Genomic DNA, 26792 nt, shown 5'->3' with positions numbered 1-26792 from the left:
CCACACGAGCTTCATCGCGCGGGGAGGTCGACGTGCCCGGAGAGAGGCGTCGTGGAGCGCCGGAGCCGGAGCTGGCACTGGCGTCGGCGGTGGTTCGGGTCATCGGTCCGGACGGCACCGTCGGCGGTGCCGGCTTCGTTGTCGCCCCGGACCTCGTCCTCACCTGCGCTCATGTGGTGTCCGACGCGCTCGGCCTGCCTCGCGAGGCGGCGCCGGACGTCGAGGCCCAGGTGATCGTCGAGCTGCCGCTGGCCGATAGCGACCGGAACGCGTGCCGGGGGACGGTGGAGGTGTGGCGGTGGGTGCCGATCCGCGCTGACCAGAGCGGGGACGTGGCCGTGCTGCGGTTGCGCGCCGCGCTTCCCGGTGCACGCCCGCTGCCGATGGTCGACGCCGAGAGTGTGTGGGACCACGAGACGCGGGTGGTGGGATTCACCGACGACCATCCGGACGGGATCTGGCATCGAGGAAGGTTCCGTGGGCGCACCGGGCGTGGCTGGGTACAGCTGTCGCGGGCGGACGGGCAGGCCAGCCACATCAAGCGAGGCTTCAGCGGCAGCCCCGTCTGGGACGACGACCTGGGCGCGGCGGTCGGCATGGTGGTCGCGGCCCAGCCGGTGCGCGAGGCACAGCAGGCATTCGTCATGCGTACGAGAACACTGGCGCGGGAGATGCCTGAACTGGGTGACGTGCTTGTCCCGGCGACGCCCTTTCGTGGACTTGCCACCTTCCAGGAAGCCGACGCGGAAGTCTTCTTCGGCCGCGACGACGAGGCGACGCAGGTGGTCACCGCGCTGCGGGGGACGGAGCCGAGCGTCATCCTCTACGGTCCTTCAGGCTGCGGCAAGTCGTCGCTTGCGCTCGCCGGTGTGGTACCGAGGATGCGTCGGGCCGGCTACGACGTCCTGGTGGTCGACGCCGGCCGCATCACGTCCCCGAGAGCGGCGATCGCGACGGAACTCTTCGAGACGGTGCGTGCGGGATGGCCCGACTCCGGCTGGGTGGACAGCGCCGATCAGGTGGAACGCTGGTTGTGCGAGTTGGGGATCACGGACACCTTCCACCGGGCCACGGGGCGATCGGCGGCCCGCCTGCTGATCGTCCTCGACCAGGCCGAAGCACTGCTGAACCGTTCAGAGTCGGAGATCGCCGAGACCGTCGCGCTGCTGTTCCCGCACCGGCAACCGACCAACCTGCGGGTCCTGGCCACCCTGCGCGCCGACTTCATGGACTCCGCATTGAGTCACGAGCACCTGGGGTCCGTACTACGGCGCGGGGTGACGCTACCACTGACCCCGATGACCCGCGACCAGCTGCACCAGGTGGTGACCGAGCCACTCGGGCGGATACCTGTGGTCGAGTACGACCCCGGGCTGGAACGGCGCATTCTGGACGACGCGGGCGGCGAGCCGGGGATTCTGCCGCTGCTCGGCTTCGTCCTGGCGCGGCTGTGGGACAGACGGGCCGCCGGGCGCCTTCGAGCCGAGACCTACAACGATCTTGGTGGTGTGACCGGTGCGCTGCGGCTACACGCCGAACAGGCGTGGCGGGAGTGCGTCAGCGCCGAGACCGAGGTGGAGGCTCGGCGGCTGCTCACCGGACTGGTACGGCTGCTGCCGGGCGGTGAGGCTCCACTGCGGCGGGTGCTGACGCGTGAGGAGGCCGGCGAGGAACGCTGGCGCCTCGCGCTCGCGTTCGCCGAGCGGCGCCTGCTGGTCCTGTCCGGTGCCGACGGCCGCCCGGAGAGCGCGGAGTTGGCGCACGAAGCGCTGGTCACGGCGTGGCCGGCGTTGGCGGAGCAGGTCCGAGCCGATGCCGAGTTCCTCGCGGGGCGTGCGGAGGTGCAGCACGACCTGGAGCGATGGCGCAGGGCCGACAGCTCGGCCGATCTGCTACCCGGCGCCCTTCAGCTCGCGGCCCTGGAGACGCGGTTGCGGGGGCGCGAGGCGGATCTCACCGGCGAGCAGCGGCATTTCCTGGCCCAGGCCCGCCGTCGGCGACGCGCGCAGCGGGTCCGGGTGCGTGCGGGATGGACTGCCGCAGGTCTGGTCCTCGCCCTGGTCGTCGGGCTGGGTACGTTCCTGGTGCAGGAGTCGAAGGTGAGGGCTCAGCGGGAGGCGGAGGGTCGGTCGCGGGCGCTGGCGGTCCAGTCGGACGAGTTGACCGGCACCAACCCGGGGGCGGCCGTCCTGGCCGCGCTCGCGGGGTACGGGATCGCGCCGACGCAGGAGGCTCGTAGCGCGTTGATGCGCGGGTACCTGGAACTCAAGGACGCGGCGTGGACCCTGACCGGCGCCGAAGGGAACATCGCGGCGGCGGCGACGAGCGCCGACGCGGCAGTGACGTTGGTGACGACCGAGAGCGGCCGGGCCACCCTCTTCGTCCGGACGGCCGAGGGCCGGGTGCGGCAGGAGCAGCTTCGGTTGGCTGACAATGCTCTGTCTCCGGTGGTCAGCCGGGACGGCCGGCGGATCGCCTACCTGCGCGACGCGGACGGTGTGATCGCCTGGCACGACGTGACGCCCACGGGTGAGCAGCTGGCAGGGCCCGCGCACCCGCTACAGGGCGCACTCGAGGAACGCTCCCTGGGCGCCACCCACATCATGGACTTCTCGCCGGAGGCCCGCAGACTGGTCGCGGTGCCGGCGGCGGATTCGAAACGGCCGGGGCAGGTGTGGGACCTGGAAACGGGACAGCCACGGACCCTGCCGGCCCAGGTCTCCGGGCTCACGAACGTGTGGTTCGGGCCGAACGAGGAGACGCTGGTGGCGCACCGCGCCGGAGCGGGACAGGCCTCGATGGTGACGGTCGACATCGACTCCGGCACCGTACGTGACCTGGCCGGTGCCGTCGACTACGCGGGCAACGCGGTGTCGGATGACGGCAGCGTGGCGGTCGTGTGCCGGCAGGAGCGCACCGCTCCCGACTCGATCGGAGCGGCCTACTACCAGGCTGTCCGTGTGGCGGACGGACAGGTGCTCAGTCGCTACCGCCGTGGAGACGACACCTCCTGTCGGGAAGTGGCGGTGGACGCCAGGGGTGAGCGCTTCGCCGTGTTGGTGCGGACCGGCGAGTGGGACTTCGTCGACGCCACGACGGCGCCGGACGGCGCAGTGCGGTTCTTCGGGCCCGACTCGCTGGAGAGGATCGCCCACCTGCCCCTGCTGGGGACCGCCCACGAGCCTGTCGTGGTCACCCGGAACGACAGCATGGTGACCGGCTGGGCGCTCGTGAAGGACACCGGTGATGTCGCGTACAGCCCGCCGAAGCTGCTGGGCGACGGGAGCACGATGGTGATCCGCGTGGGGAAGGACGGCGACAGACTGCGGGTCATGGAGACGGAAGGGGCGCAGCGGACCATCGCCGAAGTGGTCAGCGATGCCCGGACGCCGCCGGACGCGAAGCAGCCACTCCAGGTCAACAACGCCGAGACTCTGGTGGCAGACGTGTCCGACCACCACCGGATCTCTGTGCGGGCACTGCCGTCGCTGCGCCAGGTGGCCGAGTTCACCACCGCGGCACCACCCGTCGACGCCGACGGGAAACCGGAGCTGCTGCAGTTCCTCTTTCACAGCGACGAGCGGCTGGTGACCCAATCCGGCACCCGGGTCGAGTACTGGGACGCCCGCGCGGGACGCCGCCTGGCGCCGTCGATCGACCTGCGCGAGCTTGGGCTCACCAGCGGCGCGGACCGACCGACCTATTTCGTGGGCCGCCACTCCCTTCCCGGGCACGCGGCAGTCACCGTTACCGACGAACCGGAGGTGTACGCCATCAATCTGCTCACTGGCGAGGAGGCCAAGGAGCATCGAGTACGCCTCGGCAACGATCTCCTCGTGGCTGTCCCGTTGGGGGATCCGCGCTACCTGGTGGTGATGACCACAGGCCGGATGGTGGAGTTGTGGTCGGTGCACCGCGGGCGACCGTCGCAGCGGGTGGCCGGCCCGCTCGGGCCGCTGAGGGAGAACCGGTGGGTGGCGGGCGGTACCGGAGGGGCCGGGTTCTTCCTGGCCAACAGGAACTCCATACGCTTGTTGCAGGCTGACGATCCCGGCTATCGGGAGACGTACGTCTTCGCGGAGAACGAGGGCTTCCTCGCCGCCACGAAAGGCGGCACGGCGGTGCTGTACTCGCCTCCGGTGGGAGGCCGTCTGAAGCTGCTCCGCCTCGATCCCGCGCTCTGGCAGGGGCACCTGTGCGCCGTTGTCGGTCGTGAGCTGACCGACGACGAACGCGAAGGGCTCTCCCGGGGTCTGCCAACCCGGATCTGCCCTTCCTGACCTGCCGGGCCTCGCGGTGCGGCTGCTGGTCGCGCTTCACCGTGCCGGCACCCCCGTACCCGGCCCTCGTCCCCAGCGCCACCCGGTCCTTCGGCACCGGTAGCGTTTCCTCCCGCCGCCGCTGACCGGCCGTCCGCCCGGGCACCGGCGCGTCGCGGCGAAAGGAGCAGCGGTGACACAGCCGGCGGCCGACCCACCCAGGCACGTCGTCGGGGTCGACTTCGGCACCCTCTCCGGCCGGGCCGTCGTGGTCGACGTGGCCGACGGCGCCGTACGCGGCGAGGCCGTCCACGCGTACCGGCACGGGGTGATCACCGAGCGGCTGCCCGACGGGACGCCGCTGCCGCCGGACTGGGCGTTGCAGCACCCCGACGACCACCGCGAGGTGCTCCGCGTCGCGGTGCCCGCCGCACTGCGCGCCGCCGGGGTCCGGCCCGAGGACGTGTGCGGCATCGGCGTCGACGCCACCTCCTGCACGATGCTGCCCACCCTCGCCGACGGCACCCCGCTGTGCGAGCTGCCCGATCTGGCCGGGCGGCCGCACGCGTACCCGAAGCTGTGGAAGCACCACGCGGCCCAGCGGCAGGCCGCCCGGATCAACGACGTCGCCGCCGCGCGCGGTGAGAGCTGGCTGCCCCGCTACGGCGGCCGGGTCTCCGCCGAGTGGCAGCTCGCCAAGGCGCTGGAGGTGCTCCAGGAGGACCCGGCCGTCTTCGAGCGGGCGGCGCGGTTCATCGAGGCCGCGGACTGGCTGGTCTGGCAGCTCTGCGGCCGGGAGACCCGCAACGTTCCGGCCGCCGGCTACAAGGGGCTACGGCAGGACGGGCGGTACCCGTCGGCGGAGTTCCTGCGCGCCCTGCACCCCCGCCTCGACGGGCTGCTGCCCCGCGTCGACGGCCCGCTCGTGGCGGCGGGTGCCCGGGCCGGCCGGCTGACCGCCGACGCCGCCCGGTGGACCGGGCTGCCGGCCGGGACCGCCGTCGCGGCGGGTGCCATCGACGCGCACGTCACCGCCGCGGCGGCCCGCGCGGTCGAGCCCGGCCGGATGCTCGCGGTGCTCGGCACCTCCACGTGCCTGATCATGAACGCGGAGACGTACCGCGAGGTGCCCGGCGTCTGCGGCGTGGTCGACGGCGGCGTCACCGCCGGGGCGTGGGGCTACGAGGCGGGGCAGAGCGGGGTCGGCGACATCTTCGCCTGGTACGCCCGCAACGCCCTGCCGGCCCACTACGCCGACGAGGCGCGCCGCCGGGGGCTCAGCCCGTACGAGCTGCTGGACACCCTCGCCGCCGAGCAGCCGGTGGGCGGCCACGGGCTGCTGGCCCTGGACTGGCACAGCGGCAACCGCTCGGTGCTGATGGACCACGAGCTGAGCGGCGTGCTGGTCGGGCTGACCCTCGCCACCCGGCCGGAGGACATCTGGCGGGCGCTGCTGGAGGCCACCGCCTTCGGCGCCCGGACCGTCGTGGACGCGTTCACCGCCGCCGGGGTGGCCGTCGACGAGCTGACCGTGGCCGGCGGGCTGACCGACAACCGGCTGTTGCTGCGGATCTACGCCGACGTGCTCGACCGGCCGCTGCACGTGCTCGACTCCGCCCACCCGGCGGCGCTGGGCGCGGCCATCCACGCGGCGGTCGCCGCCGGGGCGTACCCGGACGTGCCGGCCGCCTCGGCGGCGATGGGCGCCGGCCGGCGCGAGACCTGGCACCCCGATCCGGCCCGGTCGGCGGCCTACGACGAGCTGTACGCCGAGTACCGCGCCCTGCACGACCACTTCGGCCTGGGCGGCACCGACGTCCTGCACCGCCTCCGCGCCCTGCGCCACCAGGCCCGGTGACGGCGACGCCCCCGCCCGGTCGGCCGGGCGGGGGCGTCGGGGTGGCGCGGTTCAGCCGAGGTCGACGGCCGGGTAGAGCGGGAAGCCGGTCAGCAGGTCGCTGGCCTGCTTGGCGACCCGGTCGGCGACGGCCGGGTCGAGGACGTACTTGGCCTTGGACGCGGTGCCGTCCGGGTTGGCGCCCGGCTTGGTCTGGCTGAGCACGGTGTGGATCAGCTCGGCGGTCTCGTCCATCTGCGCGGTGCCGAGGCCCCGGCTGGTCAGCGCCGGGGTGCCGACCCGGATGCCGGAGGTGTACCAGGCGCCGTTCGGGTCCTGCGGCACGGAGTTGCGGTTGGTGACGATGCCGGAGTCGAGCAGCGCCTGCTCGGCCTGCCGGCCGGTCAGGCCGTAGCCGGAGACGTCGATCAGCACCAGGTGGTTGTCGGTGCCGCCGGTGACGAGCTTGCCGCCGCGCCGCAGCAGCCCGTCGGCGAGCGCCTGGGCGTTGTCGACGATCCGCTGGGCGTAGTCGGCGAAGTCGGGGCGGCGGGCCTCGGCGAGGGCGACGGCCTTGGCGGCCATCACGTGCGGCAGTGGGCCGCCGAGCACCATCGGGCAGCCCCGGTCGACCTGGTCGGCCAGCTCGGGCTGGCAGAGCACCATGCCGCCGCGCGGGCCACGCAGCGACTTGTGCGTGGTGGTGGTGACGATGTGCGCGTGCGGCACCGGGTCGAAGTCGCCGGTGAAGACCTTTCCGGCGACCAGGCCGGCGAAGTGCGCCATGTCGACCATGAAGGTGGCGCCGACCGAGTCGGCGATCTCCCGCATGATCCGGAAGTTGACCTTCCGCGGGTACGCCGAGTAGCCGGCGACCAGGATCAGCGGCTTGAACTCGCGGGCCGCCTCGGCGACCTTGTCGTAGTCCACGAGGCCGGTGACCGGGTCGGTGCCGTAGCTGCGCTGGTCGAACATCTTGCCGGAGATGTTCGGCCGGAACCCGTGGGTCAGGTGGCCGCCGGCGTCCAGCGACATGCCGAGCATCCGCTGGTTGCCCAGCTCCCGGCGCAGCGCGAACCAGTCGGCCTCGGTGAGGTCGTTGACCTGCCGCACCTGGGCCTTCTTCAGCGCGGGCGACTCCACCCGGTCGGCCAGGATCGCCCAGAACGCGACCAGGTTGGCGTCGATGCCGGAGTGCGGCTGCACGTACGCGTGCGCGGCGCCGAACAGCTCCCGGGCGTGCTCGGCGGCGAGCGCCTCGACGGTGTCGACGTTCTGGCAGCCCGCATAGAAGCGGCGCCCGACGGTGCCCTCGGCGTACTTGTCGCTGAACCAGTTGCCCATGGTCAGCAGGGTCGCGGGGGAGGCGTAGTTCTCGCTGGCGATGAGCTTGAGCGACTCGCGCTGGTCGGCGAGCTCGGCGCCGATGGCGTCGGCGACCCGCGGCTCGACGGCGCGGATCACCTCGAGGGCGCTGCGGAAGGCGGTGGATTCGGCGTTCAGCGACGACATGCGACCTCCAGTGACGTGCGGAAGGCCCAGGCGCTCGGCATGCGTCCTCATGACGGGACCGCTTCCCGATGGTTTTCCATCCCCACGCGCCAGTCACGGCCCGCGCCGATCCTACCGGGTCCGTCCCGGCGGCTCCCGGCCCACCTCGCGCGGCGCGGCGGGTGGGCACCGACGCGGGGCATGACCGGCTCGCGGCGGGGCACGGCCCACCCGGGGCGACCGACACGGAGTTCTTCGACCGTGCCGAGCTGGCGGACACCCGGCTCGGCTCCGGGCGCAAGGACGACCCGCGGAAAGTGGCCGAGCAGGGCTTCGCGGCGATGATGTGCGGCGACCAGACGGTTACCGCGGGTGCCCTGCTCAACAAGGTGCAGACCGCCGCCGGCAAGATCGTTCCGGACCGGCTCACGGCGGCGCAGCTCCGCAGGACGGCCGAGCCGGCCTCCGGAAGCTGAGCCCTTCCGGGCCCGGCGGCGGTCCGTCGGGCCGGCCGGCGGCGCGGGTGACCCTCGCGGTGGGGCCCGTCGCTGCCTAGGATCAGCGGCATGGCGGGGGAGGACGGTGAGGGCGGCAGTGTGCTCGCCATCAGCGACCTGCACGTCGGTCACGCGGGCAACCGGGAGGTGGTCGAGGGGCTGCGCCCCGGGTCGCCGCGGGACTGGCTGCTGGTCGCCGGCGACGTGGGCGACACGGTGGCCGACGTCGAGTGGGCCCTCGGCCTGCTCAGTCGCCGCTTCGCGAAGGTGCTCTGGGCGCCGGGCAACCACGAGCTGTGGACCCCGCCCGCCGACCCGGTGGCGCTGCGCGGGGCCGCGCGCTACGCGTACCTGGTCGACGTCTGCCGGCGGCTGGGCGTGCTGACCCCGGAGGACCCGTACCCGGTGTGGCGGGGGCAGGGCGGCCCGGTGCTGGTGGCGCCGCTGTTCCTGCTCTACGACCACAGCTGGCGCCCGGACGGGCTCGACACCCCCGAGGCGGCGCTGGAGGAGGCCTACCGGGTGGGGGTCGTGTGCACCGACGAGTTCCTGCTGCACCCCGACCCGTACCCGAGCCGGTCCGCGTGGTGCGCCGCCCGGGTCGCCGAGACCGCGCGTCGGCTCGCCGAGCGGGAGCCCGGCATGCCGACGGTGCTGGTCAACCACTGGCCGCTGCTGCGCGAGCCGACCCGGGTGCTGCGCTATCCGATCTTCGCCCAGTGGTGCGGCACCGAGTCCACCGCCGACTGGCACCTGCGCTTCGACGCCACCGCCGTGGTCTACGGCCACCTGCACATCCCCCGTACCACCTGGCACGACGGGGTGCGGTTCGAGGAGGTCTCGGTGGGCTACCCCCGGGAGTGGCGGCCCCGCGCCGCGCCACCGACGCTGCGGCGGATCCTGCCCGCGCCCCCGGACGTGACGACGGGCCCCGGCGCACCGGGGCCCGTGGGGTCCCGTCCGCTCAGGCCGTCACCGCGTCCAACGACTTCTTGATCGCCTTCGGGTCGGTCGGCTTGCGCGGCGCGTCCGCGCGCAGCGCGATCATCCGCTCGCCGATCTCCTGGAGCTGCTTACGGCCGAGTGCCTCGCGCACCTTGGGGAACCACTCCTGCTCCTCCTCCTCGACGTGGTGCAGGACGTTCTCGATCAGCACGGTGGTCTTGGCGTTGAAGCGCTCGTCGGCGGCGTCCATGGTGAACAGCTCGGCGCAGAGCACGTCGGCGACGTGGTGCTCCTCGTACGACTCGAGGATGTCGTCCTCCAGGTCGGGCAGGAGCTTGCGGATCTCGGGGTACATCACCTCGTTCTCGAGGTAGGTGTGCACCGTGAGGGCCTCCAGGATCTCGTTCACCAGCTTCTGCCGCCGCGCCGCCGGACCCTCCTCGGCGTCCTGGAACGCCTTGAACAGGCGGCGCATCTCCTTGTGGTCCTCTTTCAACACCACGATGGCATCGGTGGACACCGTGACCTCCTCGGCTCGTCTGACAACTCCTCCCGTACCCCCGTGGTGAGCAGCGAAAACGGGTGAGGCCCGGCGGTGATCCGCCGGGCCTCACCACGGGTCGTGCCGTGCCTGCTACCTCACCACGTTGTACGCGTTGACCATGCCGGCGCCGTAGAAGCCGTTGCGCTTGCCGCCGGAGCAGGTCGCGTCGTAGGCGTTCGGGCCGGCCGCGATCAGCGGCACCGGGTTGTAGACGCCGCCGGGGCAGGCGATCGCCTCGGCGGTGTTGCCCAGGAAGGCCGACAGCTGGCCGGACGTCATGCCCGGGTGCGCCGAGACGGCCAGGGCGGCCACGCCGGCGGCGTGCGGCGAGGACATCGAGGTGCCCTGCTTGTAGCCCCAACCGTTGGTCTTCGTGGTGGTGTTGTAGGTGGTGGACAGGATGCCGTCGGAGAGGGTCGAGCTGACCCCCCGGGTACGGAAGCGGGTGTCGCCACCCGGCGCCGTCACCTCGACCACGCCCTGGCCGTACGAGGAGTAGTAGCTCTTCTCCCCGGTCGGGCCGACCGCCGACACCGTCACCACGCCCGGCGCCTCACCCGGCAGGACGAGGCAGGAGTTGGTGAGGTTCTCGCGCTCCTCCGGCGTCCCGTTGTTCGGGCTGCCCGTGTCGGTGATCCTGTGGGCGAGGTCCCAGTTGCTGTTACCCGCGGACGCCACGTGCAGCACGCCCTTGCTCTGCGAGTAACGCAGGGCCCGCTGGACCGCCTTCCACACCGGACGCTGGCGCGCGTCGTTGCGGCAGTTCAGCTGCCACGGGTCGATGTAGTAGCTGTTGTTGGTCACCCGCATGCCCTGCTCGGCGGCCCACATGAACCCGCAGACCGCGGCCTCCGGGAAGATGTAGCCGTCGTCGTTGACCACCTTGACGGCGGCCACCTTGACGCCCGGGGCGACACCGGCCACGCCGACGCCGTTGACGGCGGCGGCGATGGTGCCGGCCACGTGCGTGCCGTGGTCGGAGGTGGTCGGGTTCCAGGCGGACTCGGTGGTGTCGGTGACGCCACCGAGGCAGGACGTGCTCTTGTTCTTCGCGATCTGGCTGGCCAGATCGGGGTGGCTGGACGAGATGCCGCTGTCCAGCACGCCCACCACCACGTCGGCCCGGCCGGCGTTGACGGCGTGGGCCTGCGGGACGTCGATCATCGGCATGTCCCACTGCTGACCGAAGAGGGGCTCCTTGGTCGGGTCGGCGGTCGTGTTGACCGCCTCGGCCGCGGAGACCTCCAGGGTCTCGCCCTCGTCGAGGGCGGTGCCCAGGCCGGCGGTGGACGCCACCGAGTCGACGCCCGCGCCCGCCACGTCCGTGACGAAGTCGGGGTTGGTCGACCGGACGACGAGCACGCCGATCTGGTCGTAGCTGGCGACCACGGTGCCGTTGGCGGCGGCCACGCGCGCGGCCGCCTTGTCGGTCTTGGCGCCCTGCGGGGCGAGCACCAGGAACGTGGTGTCCGGGCCGGCGGCCGACGCCGCCGGGGCCACCCCGCCGGCGACGGCGAGGCCGACGCCGAGCGTCACGGCGGACGCGGCAGCCAGTGTCTTGCGACGGAGGTTCTTCACACAGACTCCCAGGGGCTGTTTCCAGCCGGGGTACGCCCCCTGGCGGGGAGCGACCGGCGGGAGGCGCGCGGGATGCACGCCTCCGCAAGCAGCAGCGCCACGGGGTCCGCTGGCGTTACACGCGTCCGTGCGGGGCCGACGGAAGGTGTCAGACGGTCGCCAGGGTGTGCGGGATCTCGTCGAGCAGTTCCCGGGCGAGGAAGCCGATCCGGCCGAACCGGGGGACCAGCCGCTGACCGCTCACCGCGTGGGCGAACGCCGCCCAGCACGCGGCCTGCGCCGGTTCCGCGCCCCGCGACAGCAGCCCGGCCAGCAGCCCGGCGCGCACGTCCCCGCTGCCGGAGGTGCCCAGGCCCGCGTCGCCGCTCTCCTCCCGCCAACTGTGGCCGTCGGGGGTGGCGATGTGACCGTAGAGGGAGACCACCGCGTCGTAGCGGCGGGCCAGCTCCGTCGCCTCGGCGTCCAGGTCGTCGCCGGGCTCCCGGTCGAGCAGGTGCCGGGCCTCGGTGAGGTTGGGGGTGAGCACCACCGGCCGACCGGACCCGACCAGCAGGTCCGGGGCATGGCTCAGGGCACCCAGGGCGTACGCGTCGAGCACCAGCGACGTTTCCGGGCCGGCGGCGTCGAGCACCAGGCGCAGCAGGCGGCCGGTCTCGTCGATGTCCTTCAGCCCGGGGCCGAGGGCCACCACGTCGGCCTGCGTCACCAGCTCGTCCAGCAGCTCGCCGGGCCGTCCCGCGACCGCCCCGTCGGCCGTCTCCGGCAGCCCCACCACCAGCGCCTCGGGCACCTGGATGCTCAGCGCGGCGGCGGTCGACTCGGCGGCGGCGAGCTGGAGCACGCCGGCCCCGGCCCGCAACGCCGCCACGCCGGCGAGCAGCACCGCGCCGGGGGTGAACCGCGAGCCGCCGACCACCAGCACCGTGCCCCGGGCCTCCTTGCCGCCGGTCGGTACGGGCAGCGCCCAGTCCCGCAGCAGCCCGGGCGTGATCACCCGGGTGTCAGACCGGTTCGGCATGGACCTCGTCCTCCCTGGTCGGCCGGGCGCCCTGCGCGTGCAGGTGACCGACGTCGTTGAACACGTCCGGGGCGAGCCGGCCGTCGGTGCCGGCGGACCAGCCGGTGATGGAGCAGTTGGCGATGACCTGCTCGCGGGTCAGCGCCATCAGCTCCGCCTCGGTGAGCCCCTCCACCAGGTAGCGGATCAGGAAGACCAGGGCGTCGTGGCCGAACAGCAGCACGCGCCGGCCCTCGTGGTCGCGGCGCAGGTCGCCGAGCAGGGCGCGCAGGCGCAGCGCCACGTCGGTCCAGGACTCGCCGCCCGGCGGCCGGTAGTAGAACTTGCCAAGCCGGTCGCGGCGCGCCGCCTCCTCCGGGTGCCGTCGGCGCACCCCCTGCCCGGTCAGCCCGTCCAGGATGCCCAACTCCCGGTCGCGCAGCCGCTCGTCGCGGCTGAGGGGAATCCCGGTGCCGGCCAGGGCCAGCTCGGCGGTCTGCACCGCCCGCAGGTACGGCGACACCACCGCCACGTCCGGCCGGCGGGCCCCGGGCAGCCCGGCCAGCCAGCGCGCGGTGGCCCGGGCCTGCTCCTCACCGGTCGGGCTCAACGGCACGTCCGCGTCGCGATGGGTCAGGTCGATCAGCTCGGCGCCGGCGGCCTCGGCCGCCGTGGCCGCCACGTTCGCCGTGCTTTCACCGTGTCGGATGATCCAGAGCGTCGCCAGTTCCGCCATGCGGCAACCCCTACCCGCGCCCCGCCCCGGGTAACCGCGGCCCGCCACCGCTCACCCCCGCTGCGCCGGGCGGGCGACCCCGCAGACCTCCCGCCGGATCTCCTCCAACCGGTCGGCCAGCTCCCTCGGCCGGCTCAGGGCCACCGGGTGCCCGCCGTCCATCTCGTCCGGGGTGACGCCCAGCCGGTCGGACACCAGCTTCCGCAGGAAGTCGACGGGGAAGAAGCGGTCACCCCGGCAGAGCAGCGCCCGGGTCGGCACGTCCGGCCAGGCGGCGAGCGGCCAGGGCTTCTCGAACGGCGTGCCCGACTGGTCCCGGGCGTTGGCCGTGGCCTCCTCGACCAGCCGGGGCGGCAGCTCGTGGAAGAAGACGACGTTCGGGTCCTCGTCCTGCTCCGGCGTCCAGCCCTCGCGTTCGGCCTGGATCCGCCTGGCCTGCGTGTAGCCGGTGCCGCTCCACCACTCGCCCGGCGACTCGCCGGGGCAGGGCACCATCGGGGTCAGGAGCACGAGCAGGTCCGCGTGGACCCGGTCGCACACCAGCGGGCCGGTGAACGCGCCGAACGACTGAGCCACGACGACCAGGTCCGTACGGTCCCCGACGGCCCGGACGGCGGCGTCGGTGTACTCCGCCAGCCCCGCCGAGTCGTCGTCGCACGGCAGGTCGACCGCCACCACGTCGTGCCCCCGGTCACGCAACTGCTCCGCCAGCAGGTGCCAGTACCAGGGCCCGCTCGCGGCCGGGGGGATCAACACGTACGTCGCCATCGCCGATGCTCCTCGCAGGTCTGGTCGAGGGGCCGGCCGGCCCGTCACCCGATCGCCACGCACGGTAGCGCAGGGGTGTGACGAGCGGGCGTGACCCGCCGCGCGGCGGGTAAGCGCTGACTCCACCGATCACCGAGACGGGGAGGTGTGCCGTGGCCACGATGGTCAGGGAGCCGGCGAGCCCGGTGAAGGACCAGAACTACGACCTCATCCACGCGCTGCAGATGTCGTTGCAGCACATCTGGCAGTTGGAGAACTACATCGCCGACGCCGACGCGCGGGGCGACACGGAACTGGCCACCTGGTTCCGGAAGATCCAGGAGAACAACCGCAAGGCGGGCGAGCAGGGCAAGCGGATGCTCATCTCGCGCCTCCAGGAGGAGATGAGCTGAGTGCGCCGTCGGCGGTAGGGGCGGCCGGACGGCGGCCGTCCCGACCGCCGACGGTGGGTGTGGTGTGTTCGGTCCGAAACCCGTCACCTCGTTGAGCGAGGCGGTGCCCGCCGCTAGATTGCGCATGCGACGGCCGCGGTAGCAGCCGATGTTCGCGTAGGCGGGAGACGTCGTGGCGGGTGTGCTCGGCCGAGCGGTCCTGACGGCCCTGTCGGCGGCTGCCGGTGTCGGCGCCGGCTACGTCACCAACGTCCTGACCGACGCGTGGAGCTGGACGTGGGGTGTCGCGTTGGCGGTCACCTCGGTCGTGCTCATCGGCTCGCAGGTGTGGCTCTCCCTCAACCAGGCGCCCGGCGGCGTCGTCGCGGCGGGGCGTGGTGCGGTGGCTGCCGGCAAGGATGTCGACGGAGACGTCGAGGTCGATGTCGGGGGTTTCGGGCACCAGGCGCCGTCGCCGCCTTCCGAAGCGGGCGTGGTGGCGGCCGGCGACGGTGCGGTGGCCGCCGGCCGCGACGTGCGGGGCAAACTGCGGCTTCGGGTCCGGAGACGCTGAGGGGTGGGCCGCAGGCAGGTCACGGTGCGTGGCATCGGTGTGGGAGCCGGCAGGGACATCAAGGGACCACTCACCATCAACACGGTGCTCGACGCCGGTCCGAGCCCGTCGGCAGCCGGACTGTCGGTGGCTCCCCCGGTCGGCCGTCTACCACCGAGGGTCTGGGGACGCCAACCGGTCATCGACGAGGTTCTCTCCGCGGTCGACCTCATGGTGCGCCAGCAGCGGTACGGCGAGCGGACCACCAGGCCGATCTGGTTGCTGCACGGCCTGGGCGGGGTCGGCAAGTCCGCCGTGGCGCTGGCGATCGCGGTTCAGGCGGCACGAGCAGGCGTGCAGCCGTTCTGGGTCGACGCTTCCGACCGGTCCCGCGTCCAGGCGGCGATGTGGTTGGTCGCCCGGCAGCTTGCCGGTCCCGACTTCCAGGTGCCGGCCAGCCCGGACGAGGCCGGCGCGGTTGACGCCGTGTGGTCCGTTCTCGAACGTGCCACGACCAACTGGCTGCTGATCGTGGACAACGCGGACGACCCGCAGTTCCTCGCCGCAGACGGTGAACGGACCGACGCCGGAAACGGCTGGCTGCGGGCGAGCGCGGGCGGGCTGGTGCTGGTGACCTCCCGGGTGGGGGACCTCTCCGTCTGGGGACGCCGGGTGATGGCCCGTCGCCTCTCCACGCTGAGTCCGTCGGACGGCGGTCAGGTCCTGCTCGACTCCGCCGACCTCGACGCCGAGGGGCGGGGTGCCGAGCGTACGGACGCGGAGAACCTGGCCGAACGGCTGGGCGGCCTCCCTCTCGCACTGCGGGCGGCGGGACGCTACCTGGCAACCTCCCGTGCCCGGGGCGCCGCGCTGAGGGTCGCCGACTACGACGCGCTGCTGGCCAGACGCTTCAGCGCGACGATCGACGCCGCCACCCGCACCGCGACGTCTCTCGGTGCGGGTGAGCCGAGCCCGCGCGACCTCGTGACAGCCACCTGGGACCTTTCCCTGGAATGGCTCGCCGAACGAGGTCTGCCGGACGCGGGCAGCGTCCTGGCCTTGCTCTCCTGCTTCGCCAACGCCCCCGTCCCGTCGTCGCTGATCCAGCAGGTCGCGTCCGGCAACGAGGCCACAGCCGTGCTGGCGCGGGCCGACGCGCTCGTCAGCGCCCTCCGTGCCCTGGCTCTGATCGACGATCACCACGCGGGCGAGCCCGCCGTCGGGCAGGCCGACCCAGCGGTGCGACATCACCTGATCACCGTTCACCCGCTGGTGCATGAGGTCATGCGTGAGCGTCTCTTGGCCGAGCCGTCGCGGGCAGCGGCGACGCGGTCAGACGCCGTCAGGGCACTCGTGTCCGCGCTCACCGACAGCCCCGACGGCCCTGCGGTCAACGGCGGGCAGCTCTACGTGCTGGATCCGCACCTGCGGCGGCTGGCCACCGACCTCACGAACGATCCCGGATACGTGCCCGAGGCGCTGCGGCACAGGTTCGTACGGGCCGTCAGCGGGGTCTCGCAGGCGGTCGCCGCCCTTCTGGCGGCGGAGGCGGCGGTGGACAGCCTGACGATCTACCTGTCGTTGGCGACGGCGGTGGCGGGGCGCCGGGCGAAGGTGACCAGAGCGTTCCAGCACCGGCGCGGGCATTGCCTGTGGGGGCTGGAGCGCTTCGACGCGGCGGCGGTCGACCTCCGGGAGTCCGGGAATCTCTTCATGCGCATGTTGTGCCGGATCTCTCCCCACGTCGGCCTGGTCGCACAGACCAGCGTCTGCGGCCTCCGGTTGCCACGGCAGGACGCCGAACTACAGCTCACTGCCGCCCGCACGCAGTTGTCGGTCATGCGGTGGCACCCGCTCAGTCGTACCTCACGCGCGTTGGAAACCCGGCACAACAGCGTCAGGATCCTGGAGCAGCACGGCCAGTTGGAGGAAGCGGAACAGGCGTACCGGGCGCTCCTGGCGGCAATGCGTGCGGCCCTGGGCGAGGGGCATCACGTGGCCCTGACCGCCTGGGAGGATCTGGCCCTGCTGCTGCGCCGGCGAGGACGACTGGACGAGGCGGAGGCGGAGTTGCGCGCCCTGCTCGAGGTGGCCGAGCGGGGCGAGGGTGACGTGAGCGTGCGCGCGCTGCGCGTCAGGTCCAGACTGGCCTCCGTCCTCGCCCGCCAGAAGCGGACGGCCGAGGCGGAGCGGGAGTACCGTGCGAGCGTCGAGGCCATGACGAGGCAGTGCGGCGCGGACGATCGCCGCACCCTCGTGATGCGCAGAGAGCTCGCCTCCTTCCTGCGCGCGTGTGACCGTTACGCCGAGGCCGAGGCGGAGTACCGCGAGATCCTGCGGGCAGAGGTGCGGCTGGCCGGAGAGGACAGCTCTCCGGTGTGGCTCACCCGGTCGGATCTCGCCCTCGTGGCCCGTGACCAGGACCGTCACGCCGAGGCCGAGGCCGAGTACCGGGCCGTCTGGCAGGCCTTCCGCCGCAGCCGGGGCGACGCCCACCCCTCGACGCTGGCCTGCCGGGGACAACTCGCGCGGGTGCTCGCCGACCAGGGCCGGTTCGCCGAGGCGGAGGCCGAGCTGCGGGGTGTGCTCGACCTCCAGATCGAGGCTCTGGGACCGGACGACAAGGACACCATCGACACCCGGCTCGTCCTGGCCGAGGTGCTGACCGACCAGGGCCACGACCAGGCGGCCCGGGCGGAGTACCTCCTGGTCGTCGACGCGCGGCGACAGGTCCTGGGTGAGGAGCACCCGCGGACGCTGACCACGACGCACCGGCTGGCGCACGTCACCGCCAGGACCGGTGACCACACGACGGCCGAGACGCTGTTCCGCGAGGTAGCCGGGAAGCAGGCGCGGGTGCTCGGCCCGGAGCACGTGCGTACGCTGCGCAGCCGTCGATGCCTGGCGCGGCAGTTGCGCGACCGCGGGAAGCTCGACGAGGCCGAGTCGGAGTTCCGGGAGGTGTTGGACCTCATGCGCCGGACTCTCGGCGACCTGGATCCCACCACGGTCAGGACGTGGCACGACCTCGCGCGGATCGTTGGACTGCAGGGCCGTTTCGTGGACGCCGAGGCGGAGCTGCGGCAGGTCCTCGCGTGGCGTGCGGAAGCGGCCGGCGAGGAGGCTCCGTCGACCGTCGAGGTGCGGTTCGAGTTGGGCCAGATGCTCGACGCACAGGGGCGGTTCGACGACGCGGAACGCGAATACCGTGAGGTCCTCCGCGTCCGGTCCCGGGACCTCGGGCCGGAGCACCACCTGACCTGCGCCACACTGGCCCTGCTTGCCAGAGCCTCTCAGCAGCCCCTCGATGCGGCCGGCCACTGGCGCGACGCGTTCGTGGCAGCCCGCGCAGCCTTGGGGGAGGACCACCCGGACACCCTGAGGTTCGGGGATCTGCTCGTCGACGAACTCGTCGCGGCGGAGCAGTTGGACGAGGCCGAGTCCATGGCCCGCCAGGCCCTTGAGGACCGGACCGGTCGATTCGGCCCGGACCACTCGGCAACCCGAGAGGCACGTGCCAGGTTGGCGGGGATCAGTAACCTGCGAGCGAACCGTCACGACGCGAGCTGATGCCGACGGGATCGCCCACACGCGGCGTGCGCCCTGGCGCCATCACCATCGGGTTACGGTGTGCACGTGGCGACGCCGGCCGAGGAGATCCAGGTGGGGGAGCGGCTGGTGCGTGTCTCCAGCCCCGACAAGCCGTACTTCCCGGAACTCGGGCTGACCAAGCTGGACGTGGTGCGCTACTTCCTCGCCGTCGGCGACGGCATCCTGCGCGCCCTGCGGGACCGCCCGACCATGCTGGAGCGGTGGCCGCGCGGCGTCTTCGAGGGGGCGAAGATCGGCACCCGGCAGGACAACCGGGGCGACGCCTTCTACCAGAAGCGGCTGCCGGCGGGGGCGCCCGACTGGGTGCGCACCGCCCACATCACCTTCCCCAGCGGGCGTACGGCCGACGAGGTCGCGCCCGGTGAGCTGGCGGTGGTGATCTGGGCGGCCAACCTGGGCACGCTGCGGTTCCACCCGTGGCCGGTCTGCGCCGCCGACGTCGAGCGGCCCGACCAGCTGCGCATCGACCTGGACCCGATGCCGGGGGTGGGCTTCGACCAGGTGGTGCCGGTGGCCCGCGAGGTGCGCGCGTTCCTCGCCGAGCTGGGGCTGACCGGCTACCCGAAGACCACCGGCGGACGCGGCCTGCACGTCTACCTCTCCATCGAGCCCCGGTGGAGCTTCGGCGACTGCCGGCGGGCGGTGCTGGCCCTGGGGCGGGAGATGCAGCGCCGGCTGCCGGACCTGGTCACCACCACCTGGTGGCGGGCGCAACGGGACCGGCCGGTCTTCGTCGACTACAACCAGATGTCCCGGGACCACACGATGGCCTCGGCGTACTCCATCCGCCCCACCCCGCAGGCGTTGGTCTCCGCGCCGTTGGACTGGTCGGAGCTGGACGACGCCCGGCCGGAGGACTTCGCCGTGACCACGATGCCCGCCCGGTTCGCCGAGCGCGGCGACCCGCACGCGGGCCTCGACGACCGGCGGTTCTCCCTCCAGCCGCTGCTGGAGCTGGCCGACCGGGAGGGCCTGGAGGCCCCGCCGGAGCGCTGAGCGGACCGGCCGGCGGGGACGCCGCCGCGCCGGCTCACTCCCACGGGCTGCGCTCGCCGTCGAACTCCTCGAAGACCAGCCAGGTGCGGGTGGAGAGCACGCCGGCGATGCTCTGCACGCGGCCCAGCACCACGTCGCGCAGGGTGGCGTTGTCGGGCGCCCGGACCAGGGCGAGCACGTCGTGGTCGCCGCCGAGCAGGGCGGCGTGCTCGATGTAGCGCACCCGGGCCAGCTCCGCCGACACCTCGCGCCAGGTGTTCTGCTCGATCTTCAGCGCGATGTACGCCGAGGTGCCGAGCCCCGCCGCCTCGGGCGCGACCTGGGCCCGGAAGCCGGTGATCACGCCGTCGCGCAGCAGCCGCTCGACGCGGGCGTACGCGTTGGTGCGCGAGATGTGGATGCGCTCGGCGAGGGTGCGCACCGACGTGCGGCCGTCGCGGACCAGCTCGTCGAGGATCCGCCGGTCGACGTCGTCCAGCGGTCGCGCCGAACGTCCCGTTCCGGCTGCCGGCTCCGCCACGCCCCCGGACTCCTGGCTCATTTCGCTGCCCGTCCCATGCCATCCGTCCCGCGTTTGTCCTGGATCTTGAGTCAATCATCCGACAGCAGGAGCATAGGCCCACCACACGTCCAGGAGGTCCCGCCGTGACGACCACACCCGAGGCGGTCCGCAGGGCCCCGCGCAGCCGCCGGGCGGCCACCCCGCCCGACCCGGCCAAGCCGCTGCTGCCGGCCACCGAACCCGTCCGTCTGCTCGATCCGACCGGCACGCCGCTGCGCGCCCCCGCCGCCTACCCTGAGCCGCCCGTCGAGGCGCTCGTCGAGATGTACCGGCGGATGGTCGTCGGCCGCCGCTTCGACGTCCAGGCCACCGCGCTGACCAAGCAGGGCCGGCTGGCCGTCTACCCGTCCTCGCGTGGCCAGGAGGCCTGCCAGGTCGGCGCCGTCCTCGCCCTGCGCGAGTCGGACTGGGTCTTCCCGACCTACCGGGAGTCGATGGCCCTCGTCAGTCGGGGCATCGACCCCGTCGAGGTGCTGACCCTGCTGCGCGGGGACTGGCACTGCGGGTACGACCCCGCCGAGCGGCGCACCGCCCCGCAGTGCACCCCGCTGGCCACGCAGTGCGTGCACGCCGCCGGCGTGGCCTACGGCGAGGCGTACCAGGGGCGCGACACCGTGGCGCTGGCGTTCATCGGCGACGGCGCCACCAGCGAGGGCGACTTCCACGAGGGCGTCAACTTCGCCGCCGTGTTCAAGGCCCCCGTCGTCTACTTCGTGCAGAACAACCGGTACGCGATCAGCGTCCCGCTGTCGCGGCAGACCGCCGCGCCGTCGTTGGCGTACAAGGGCGTCGGTTACGGCGTGCCCAGCGAGCAGGTCGACGGCAACGACCCCGTGGCCGTACTCGCCGTGCTCACCCGCGCGGTGGAGCACGCCCGCTCCGGCAAGGGCCCGTTCCTGGTCGAGGCGCACACCTACCGGATGGAGGCGCACACCAACGCGGACGACGCCACCCGCTACCGCGACGGCGCCGAGGTCGAGGCCTGGCGGGACCGGGACCCGGTGGCCCGGCTGGAGACGTACCTGCGCTCGCGCGGCGCCCTCGACGACGCCGCCGTCGCCGCGGTCGCCGAGGAGGCCGAGGCGTACGCCGCCGACCTGCGGACCCGGATGAACGCGCAGCCGACGGTCGACCCGATGAGCCTCTTCGACCACGTCTACGCCGAGCCCACCCCACAACTGGTCGAGCAGCGCGAGCAGGTCCGCGCCGAGCTGGCCGCCGCCGCGGACGAGGAGGGTGAGCGCTGATGGCGACCCTGACCATGGCGAAGGCGCTCAACGCCGCGCTCGCCGACGCGATGCTCGACGACGACCGGGTGGTCGTCTTCGGCGAGGACGTCGGGGCGCTCGGTGGCGTCTTCCGGATCACCGACGGCCTCCAGGCCCGCTTCGGCGACAAGCGTTGCTTCGACACCCCGCTCGCCGAGGCCGGCATCGTCGGCTTCGCCGTCGGCATGGCCATGTCCGGGCTGCGCCCGGTGGTCGAGATGCAGTTCGACGCGTTCGCGTACCCGGCGTTCGAGCAGATCGCCTCGCACGTGGCGAAGCTGCGCAACCGCACCCGGGGCGCGCTCAGCGTGCCGATCGTCATCCGGGTGCCGTACGCCGGCGGCATCGGCGGCGTCGAGCACCACTGCGACTCCAGCGAGGCGTACTACGCGCACACCCCCGGCCTGAAGGTCGTCACCCCGGCCACGGTCGAGGACGCGTACTCGCTGCTGCGCCAGGCGATCGACGATCCCGACCCGGTCGTGTTCATGGAGCCGAAGAAGCTCTACTTCTCCAGCGCCGAGGCGGAACTCTCCACGACCACCGCGCCGATCGGCCGGGCGGTAGTGCGCCGCCCCGGCCGCGACGCGACCCTCGTGGCGTACGGGCCGGCGGTGCCGGTCGCGCTGGAGGCCGCCGAGGCCGCCCGCGAGGAGGGCTGGGACCTGGAGGTCGTGGACGTGCGCAGCATCGTGCCGTTCGACGACGAGACCGTCACGGCCTCGGTCCGGCGTACCGGCCGGTGCGTGGTGATCCAGGAGGCGCAGGGCTTCGCCGGGGTCGGCGCCGAGATCGCCGCCCGCGTGCAGGAGCGCTGCTTCCACGCCCTGCACGCCCCCGTGCTGCGGGTGTCCGGGCTGGACATTCCGTACCCGGCGCCGATGCTGGAGCACACCCACCTGCCGTCGGTGGACCGGGTCCTCGACACGGTGGCCCGGCTCCAGTGGGACGACCAGCCCGACGGGCGCTGGCTGAGCCGGGGGAGCGCGGCGTGACCACCGTGGACGGTACGCAGGTCTTCCTCCTGCCCGACCTGGGCGAGGGGCTGAGCGAGGCCGAGATCGTCGAGTGGCGGGTCGCCGTGGGTGACGTGGTCACGGTGGACCAGAGCGTCGTCGAGGTGGAGACCGCCAAGGCGGTCGTCGACGTGCCCTGCCCGTACGCCGGGCGGGTCGTGGCGCTGCACGGCGCGGCGGGCGAGACCCGCCCGGTCGGCCAGCCGCTGATCACCATCGCGCCCCTGGACGGCGACGGCGGGGCCGGCGACGAGCCCGCCGGGCACGCCACCTACCGCGAGGAGGAGCGGGCCGGCTCCGGCAACGTCCTCATCGGCTACGGCACCGGCCACGGCGGCGCGGGGCGGCGGCGTCGGCGCCCCCGCCTCGTGGCCGCGCCCGATCCCACCCCCGCCGCCCCGGTCGAGCGCCCGGCCGTCCTTGCCGACCGCCCGGACGCCGTGGCGGCGCCCCTGGTGATCTCGCCGATCGTGCGTCGGCTGGCCCGCGAGCATGGCCTCGACCTGGCCGCCCTGCGCGGCACCGGCCCCGGCGGCGTGGTGCGCCGGGCGGACGTGGAGGCCGCCGTAGCCGAGGCGGCCACGCCCGCCGCCCGGCTCGCCGCGGTGCCGGACGAGCCCGCCCCGTCGGCCGTCCCCGGCGCCGAGGACCTCGTCGTCCCGCTGACCGGCATCCGCAAGGTGATCGCCGACAAGCTCTCCCGCAGCCGGCGGGAGATCCCCGAGGTCACCATCTGGGTGGACGTGGACGCCACCGGGCTGCTGGAGACCCGCGCGGCGATCAACGCGGCGACCCCGGACGCGCCGGTGAGCATCCTGGCCCTGCTGGCCCGGATCTGCCTGTCCGGGCTGCGCCGGTACCCGCAGCTCAACGCCCGGGTCGACACCGAGGGCCAGCGGATCGTCCAGTCCGCCGGGGTGCACCTGGGCATCGCCGCCCAGACCGACCGGGGGCTGGTCGTGCCGGTGCTGCGGGACGCGCAGCGGCTCACCACCGCCGAGCTGGCCGCCGAGCTGACCGCGACCACCACGGCCGCCCGGGCCGGCACGCTGCCCCCGGCCAGGCTGACCGGCGGCACGTTCACGCTCAACAACTACGGCGTCTTCGGCGTCGACGGTTCCACCCCGATCATCAACCACCCGGAGGCGGCGCTGCTCGGGGTGGGCCGGATCGTGGACAAGCCCTGGGTGGTGGACGGGCAGCTCGCGGTGCGCAAGGTGACGCAGCTCAGCCTGACCTTCGACCACCGGGTCTGCGACGGCGGGGTGGCCGGCGGCTTCCTGCGGCACGTCGCCGACTGCGTCGAGCGGCCGGCGGTGCTGATCGCCAACGTCTGACCCGCGTCCGCGACGGCCCCGGCCCTCCGCCTCCCGGCGGGCGCCGGGGCCGTCGCCGTGCCGAACCGCGTTTTCCCGCGGGCACGCCGGGAATGCGGGCCGGGCAGTCCCGCCGAGGGGAGGACGAGTGGCGTACCCGGACATGCCCTCTGCCGCAGGCGTGCGGCGGCACGCGGTGGCCGGTGCCCCGCTGCTCTGCGATGCCCGGGAGCACGGCCTGGTCGGCGACGGGGCCGCCAACGACCAGCCGGCGCTCGCCGCGCTGGTGGACCGGCTCGGCGACGCGTACGCCGCCGACGGCCGGGCGAGGATCATCTACTGCCCGCCCGGGGTCTACTCGATGCGGGACTCGGGCACCGTGTGGCGTACCGGGGTGTCGCTCGTCGGCGCCGGCCCGGGGGCGACCCGCTTCGTGCTCAGCAACGCCGGCAACCGGGCCGACCCGTCGCCGCTGGCGTTCTACACCACGCTCCAGCACGGCGCCGACCGGGACCGGCACCTGGCCGACTGCACCTTCGCCGACTTCGAGATCGACGGCTCGGGAGTGGCGTCGGCGGACTACAACCCGCTGGCCAAGGGGCTCGGGTTGCAGTACGTCGTACGGGGTGTCTTCCGCAACCTGTACATCCACCACACCGCCGCCACCGGCCTGGGCTGCGACTTCCTCCAGGACTGCCTGATCGACGGGGTGCTGGTGGCCGGCTGCGGGCGGCTGGACAACGGCACCGAGATGGGTGGCGCGGGCATCGGCGTCGGCATCGGCGGCTGGGGCAGCGTGGAGCGGTTCAACATCGTCAACTGCAGTGCCGTCGCCAACGCCACCAACGGCATCTTCCTGGAGTTGCAGGAGGTGGGTCAGCTGCGCCCACGGGGAGTGCGGATCATCGGCTGCCACACCCAGGGCAACCGCTTCGGCATCTCCGACTGGGGCGCGAACGGCCTGATCGTCTCCGCCTGCACCATGACGGGCAACCTGGAGGCCGGTTTCCACGTCTCGGCGAAGGGCACCACGCACACCGCCGGGCGGGGCGGCATCCTCACCGACTGCGTGATCGACGGCAACCTGCGCGACGGGGTCAGCATCGGCAACACCCCGGGCCCGTACACGATCCGCGGCAACCGGATCAGCGGCAACGGCCGGTACGGCTACCACCAGCGCGACCTCGGCGGCTGCGAGGAGGCCGTGGCCGAGGAGATCGTCATCGAGAGCAACGACTTCTACGGCAACAGCGCCGACGCCATCCGCATCGACCGGCCGATCCGCGACGCCATCGTGGTCGGCAACCGGATCCGGAACAACGGGCGGCAGTGGGCGCCGGCCATGAGCGGGCACGGCGACTCGGTGCGGTACACCGAGAAGTCGGTGGTGGACCGGCGGGCGACGTGGCCGAACGACGGCCACCGGGGCAAGGTGGTGCACGTCGGCGAGCGGATCGCCGTGGTGGCGGCCAACGACGACACCGAGCTCACGCTCGCGCCGATCCGGCCGGACGCGCCGAGCGGGTGGAGCGGGGCCACCCCCGCGCCGGGCACGCCGTACGAGCTGCCCGCAGGGCCGCCGGTGCGGGCCGGCATCGCGATCAACGCGGCCGTCGACTCGGCCACCATCCGGGGAAACCGGATCTGGGACAACAAGCAGCCGAGCACGCAGAACCACGGACTGTGGATCACCGCGCAGGGCAGCTGCGTGGACTGCCGCGTCGAGGACAACGACCTCGCCGGCAACGCCGACTCGGCGATCCGGATGGACACCCCGCCCGTGGGCGGCCGGTGGGAACGCAACCACGGCGACGACGACTGGACGTGAACCGCCGACGGAGCGGGAACGTGAGCATCGACGGCGGCGCCGGAACGTCGGCACCGCCGACGGCGCGGCGCAGGCGGGACGGACGGGCACCAGGGGGCCGGCGACGGCGGGGGCGGACGATTGCGGACGGATCCGGAAGCAGGCGCGAGCGGCCCCATTCGGTGCAGGGCGGGAAATGCTTCCCGAAATTGCTTCTCAATTTCCGTCGAAATTGCGCACCCATGCGACGGGGCGTGGAGAGAATGTGGCTGAGGGACACCAATTAACGGGGGGACGCATCATGGAGTTGAGGCGGCGACTGGCGGTGCTGGCCGTGACGATCGCGGCCGCGCCGTTGGCCCTCGGCGGGTGCACCGCCGACCGCAAACCGGGCGCCCGGCCGGCCGAGCAACGGGCCGCGGCGGCACCGGAGTTGACCGTGACGCCCGCCGATCGCGCCCGGGAGGTGCCGATCACCGCCGAGGTGGGAACCGCGGTCAGGAACGGCAAGGTCACCGCCGTCCGGATCACCGACGACAAGGGCGCTCGGGTCGAGGCGGAGCCCCGCGAGGACGGCTCGGGCTGGGTGCCGAAGGCGCCGTTGCAGCCGAAGCGCACCTACACCGCGGAGGTGACCGCCACGGGCGACTCGGGAACGACCACCACCCGGAAGACCACCTTCACCACGATGCCGAAATCGACGAAGCCGGAAGTCACCAGCACGCTGTACTTCGCCGGTAACCGGACGTACGGCACCGCCATGCCGGTGACCGTGGCGTTCGACCCGCCCATTCCGAAAGAGGCCAGGGCCGACGTGCAGCGCCGATTGTTCGTGAAGACGGATCCGCCGCAGCCGGGCGCCTGGTCGTGGGTGTCCGACGGCAGCCAGGCCTACTACCGGGCCCCCGATTTCTGGCGGCCAGGAACCAGCATCAGCGTCCGCGCCGGGCTGGAGGGCCTGCCGATCGGCAAGGAGCGGGTCGGCGACTCCGACCGCACCGCCACCTCGAAGATCGGACGGCAGGTCGCCCTGGAGATCGACAACGCGACCAAGCAGATGTCGGTGCTGCGGGACGGCAAGGTGGTCCGCAAGATTCCCGTCAGCATGGGCAAGCCGAGCACGCCGACGTCCAGCGGCAAGATGGTGATCATGGAGAAGCACGAGTTCACGACGTTCGACACCCGGGGTTCGGCCGACCCCTACGTGGTCGACGTCGAGGACGCCCAGCGGCTCACCTGGGGCGGCGAGTTCATCCACGCCGCGCCCTGGTCGGTGGGGGACCAGGGCAGCACCAACGTCTCGCACGGCTGCACCAACGTGTCCAACGAGGCCGCCGACTGGCTGATGGGCGTCACGCAGGTCGGTGACCTGGTCACCATCAAGGGCACCGAGGTCGAGTTGAACGAGGGCAACGGCTGGACGGCCTGGAACGTCAGCTGGGACGAGTTCGTCAAGGGCAGCGCCCTGCCCGTCCCGGCCGGGCTGCGGCCGTCCCCGTCGGCCGCGCCGCACCCGGGCGCGGTGGCCGGGGGCTCGCCGGCGCCGGCACCGTCCGTGCGCGGCGGCTGATCCGACCGTACGCACACCCGCCGGACCGGCCCGCCGCCACGCGGGCCGGTCCCCGGCGTGCCGGTCGTC

General features: G+C 73.2%; 20 protein-coding genes and 1 riboswitch. Of the genes, 13 read left to right on the top strand and 7 right to left on the bottom strand.

Annotated features, from left to right (window positions below):
* The first annotated feature begins 32 nt into the window (after positions 1-32).
* Entirely contained in the window at positions 33-4280 is a 4248-nt protein-coding gene (locus tag CLT72_RS08005; RefSeq protein ID WP_101410439.1) for an nSTAND1 domain-containing NTPase, read from the top strand.
* Between the two features lie 172 nt (positions 4281-4452).
* The gene (locus CLT72_RS08000) at positions 4453-6117 is read left to right on the top strand and encodes a ribulokinase (protein WP_101410437.1); all 1665 of its coding nucleotides are present in this window, start codon (positions 4453-4455) and stop codon (positions 6115-6117) included.
* 51 nt (positions 6118-6168) lie between these two features.
* Here the strand turns inward: CLT72_RS08000 and CLT72_RS07995 are convergent, their stop codons facing one another.
* A complete protein-coding gene (locus CLT72_RS07995) occupies positions 6169-7608 on the bottom strand; it encodes a glycine hydroxymethyltransferase (RefSeq protein ID WP_101410435.1) in 1440 nt (479 codons plus the stop codon).
* A 17-nt stretch (positions 7609-7625) separates the two neighbouring features.
* Positions 7626-7715, bottom strand: a riboswitch (ZMP/ZTP riboswitch).
* 54 nt (positions 7716-7769) lie between these two features.
* Between CLT72_RS07995 and CLT72_RS07990 the strand changes: the two genes are divergently transcribed.
* A complete protein-coding gene (locus tag CLT72_RS07990; protein WP_101410433.1) occupies positions 7770-8063 on the top strand; it encodes a Rossmann-fold NAD(P)-binding domain-containing protein in 294 nt (97 codons plus the stop codon).
* A 90-nt stretch (positions 8064-8153) separates the two neighbouring features.
* The gene (locus tag CLT72_RS07985) at positions 8154-9080 is read left to right on the top strand and encodes a metallophosphoesterase family protein (protein WP_101410431.1); all 927 of its coding nucleotides are present in this window, start codon (positions 8154-8156) and stop codon (positions 9078-9080) included.
* Here the strand turns inward: CLT72_RS07985 and CLT72_RS07980 are convergent.
* The 5 genes from CLT72_RS07980 to CLT72_RS07960 form a co-directional block, all read right to left on the bottom strand.
* Positions 9049-9549 (bottom strand): hemerythrin domain-containing protein, encoded by a 501-nt coding sequence (locus CLT72_RS07980; protein ID WP_101410429.1) that lies wholly within the window; start codon positions 9547-9549, stop codon positions 9049-9051. The two genes, CLT72_RS07985 and CLT72_RS07980, sit on opposite strands and share 32 nt — an antisense overlap.
* A 114-nt stretch (positions 9550-9663) precedes the next feature.
* Positions 9664-11151, bottom strand: a complete 1488-nt coding sequence (locus tag CLT72_RS07975) for a S8 family peptidase (protein ID WP_101410427.1) — start codon at positions 11149-11151, stop codon at positions 9664-9666.
* 148 nt (positions 11152-11299) lie between these two features.
* Positions 11300-12169 carry an NAD(P)H-hydrate dehydratase gene (locus CLT72_RS07970; RefSeq protein WP_101410425.1) on the bottom strand — a complete coding sequence of 290 codons (870 nt, stop codon included), beginning with the start codon at positions 12167-12169 and terminating at the stop codon, positions 11300-11302.
* Positions 12153-12884 carry a histidine phosphatase family protein gene (locus tag CLT72_RS07965; RefSeq protein WP_101410423.1) on the bottom strand — a complete coding sequence of 244 codons (732 nt, stop codon included), beginning with the start codon at positions 12882-12884 and terminating at the stop codon, positions 12153-12155. Before CLT72_RS07965 ends, CLT72_RS07970 begins: the two co-directional genes overlap by 17 nt.
* Before the next feature lie 51 nt (positions 12885-12935).
* Complete coding sequence (locus CLT72_RS07960; protein WP_101410421.1) at positions 12936-13652, bottom strand: alpha/beta hydrolase; 717 nt, start codon at positions 13650-13652, stop codon at positions 12936-12938.
* Between the two features lie 161 nt (positions 13653-13813).
* Here CLT72_RS07960 and CLT72_RS07955 point away from each other — a divergent pair, with 161 nt between their 5' ends.
* The 4 genes from CLT72_RS07955 (at position 13814) to CLT72_RS07940 (ending at position 19184) form a co-directional block, all read left to right on the top strand.
* Entirely contained in the window at positions 13814-14044 is a 231-nt protein-coding gene (locus CLT72_RS07955) for a hypothetical protein (RefSeq protein WP_089003424.1), read from the top strand.
* A gap of 172 nt (positions 14045-14216) precedes the next feature.
* Positions 14217-14597, top strand: a complete 381-nt coding sequence (locus CLT72_RS07950; RefSeq protein WP_144082216.1) for a hypothetical protein — start codon at positions 14217-14219, stop codon at positions 14595-14597.
* 24 nt (positions 14598-14621) lie between these two features.
* A complete protein-coding gene (locus CLT72_RS07945) occupies positions 14622-18146 on the top strand; it encodes a tetratricopeptide repeat protein (protein ID WP_144082215.1) in 3525 nt (1174 codons plus the stop codon).
* Positions 18147-18212: 66 nt separating this feature from the next.
* Complete coding sequence (locus tag CLT72_RS07940; protein ID WP_101415023.1) at positions 18213-19184, top strand: non-homologous end-joining DNA ligase LigD; 972 nt, start codon at positions 18213-18215, stop codon at positions 19182-19184.
* A 34-nt stretch (positions 19185-19218) separates the two neighbouring features.
* Here the strand turns inward: CLT72_RS07940 and CLT72_RS07935 are convergent, their stop codons facing one another.
* A complete protein-coding gene (locus CLT72_RS07935) occupies positions 19219-19725 on the bottom strand; it encodes an Lrp/AsnC family transcriptional regulator (RefSeq protein WP_089000007.1) in 507 nt (168 codons plus the stop codon).
* Between the two features lie 104 nt (positions 19726-19829).
* Between CLT72_RS07935 and pdhA the strand changes: the two genes are divergently transcribed.
* The 5 genes from pdhA (at position 19830) to CLT72_RS07910 (ending at position 26723) form a co-directional block, all read left to right on the top strand.
* Positions 19830-20993: a pyruvate dehydrogenase (acetyl-transferring) E1 component subunit alpha gene (pdhA, locus tag CLT72_RS07930; RefSeq protein WP_101410415.1), complete on the top strand. Its 1164-nt coding sequence runs from the start codon at positions 19830-19832 to the stop codon at positions 20991-20993.
* A complete protein-coding gene (locus CLT72_RS07925) occupies positions 20993-22009 on the top strand; it encodes an alpha-ketoacid dehydrogenase subunit beta (protein WP_089000009.1) in 1017 nt (338 codons plus the stop codon). Before pdhA ends, CLT72_RS07925 begins: the two co-directional genes overlap by 1 nt.
* Entirely contained in the window at positions 22006-23367 is a 1362-nt protein-coding gene (locus tag CLT72_RS07920) for a dihydrolipoamide acetyltransferase family protein (protein WP_101415022.1), read from the top strand. The genes CLT72_RS07925 and CLT72_RS07920 overlap by 4 nt, the downstream gene beginning before the upstream one ends.
* Positions 23368-23509: 142 nt before the next feature.
* The gene (locus CLT72_RS07915; RefSeq protein ID WP_101415021.1) at positions 23510-25174 is read left to right on the top strand and encodes a right-handed parallel beta-helix repeat-containing protein; all 1665 of its coding nucleotides are present in this window, start codon (positions 23510-23512) and stop codon (positions 25172-25174) included.
* Positions 25175-25454: 280 nt separating this feature from the next.
* The gene (locus CLT72_RS07910; RefSeq protein WP_101410413.1) at positions 25455-26723 is read left to right on the top strand and encodes a L,D-transpeptidase; all 1269 of its coding nucleotides are present in this window, start codon (positions 25455-25457) and stop codon (positions 26721-26723) included.
* Positions 26724-26792 lie beyond the last annotated feature (69 nt).

Source organism: Micromonospora sp. CNZ309 (assembly GCF_002846525.1).
The sequence above is the reverse complement of the archived record's forward strand: the minus strand, read 5'-3'. Positions and strand labels throughout refer to the sequence as shown.

What these genes read in the sequence shown, in the direction of transcription:
- CLT72_RS07960 (WP_101410421.1), bottom strand. Translation starts at nt 13,652, where the DNA reads ATGGCGACGTACGTGTTGATCCCCCCGGCCGCGAGCGGGCCCTGGTAC.
- CLT72_RS07925 (WP_089000009.1), top strand. Translation starts at nt 20,993, where the DNA reads ATGGCGACCCTGACCATGGCGAAGGCGCTCAACGCCGCGCTCGCCGAC.
- CLT72_RS07985 (WP_101410431.1), top strand. Translation starts at nt 8,154, where the DNA reads ATGGCGGGGGAGGACGGTGAGGGCGGCAGTGTGCTCGCCATCAGCGAC.
- CLT72_RS07995 (WP_101410435.1), bottom strand. Translation starts at nt 7,608, where the DNA reads ATGTCGTCGCTGAACGCCGAATCCACCGCCTTCCGCAGCGCCCTCGAG.
- CLT72_RS07915 (WP_101415021.1), top strand. Translation starts at nt 23,510, where the DNA reads ATGCCCTCTGCCGCAGGCGTGCGGCGGCACGCGGTGGCCGGTGCCCCG.
- CLT72_RS07970 (WP_101410425.1), bottom strand. Translation starts at nt 12,169, where the DNA reads ATGCCGAACCGGTCTGACACCCGGGTGATCACGCCCGGGCTGCTGCGG.
- CLT72_RS07955 (WP_089003424.1), top strand. Translation starts at nt 13,814, where the DNA reads ATGGTCAGGGAGCCGGCGAGCCCGGTGAAGGACCAGAACTACGACCTC.
- CLT72_RS07965 (WP_101410423.1), bottom strand. Translation starts at nt 12,884, where the DNA reads ATGGCGGAACTGGCGACGCTCTGGATCATCCGACACGGTGAAAGCACG.
- CLT72_RS07935 (WP_089000007.1), bottom strand. Translation starts at nt 19,725, where the DNA reads ATGAGCCAGGAGTCCGGGGGCGTGGCGGAGCCGGCAGCCGGAACGGGA.
- CLT72_RS07910 (WP_101410413.1), top strand. Translation starts at nt 25,455, where the DNA reads ATGGAGTTGAGGCGGCGACTGGCGGTGCTGGCCGTGACGATCGCGGCC.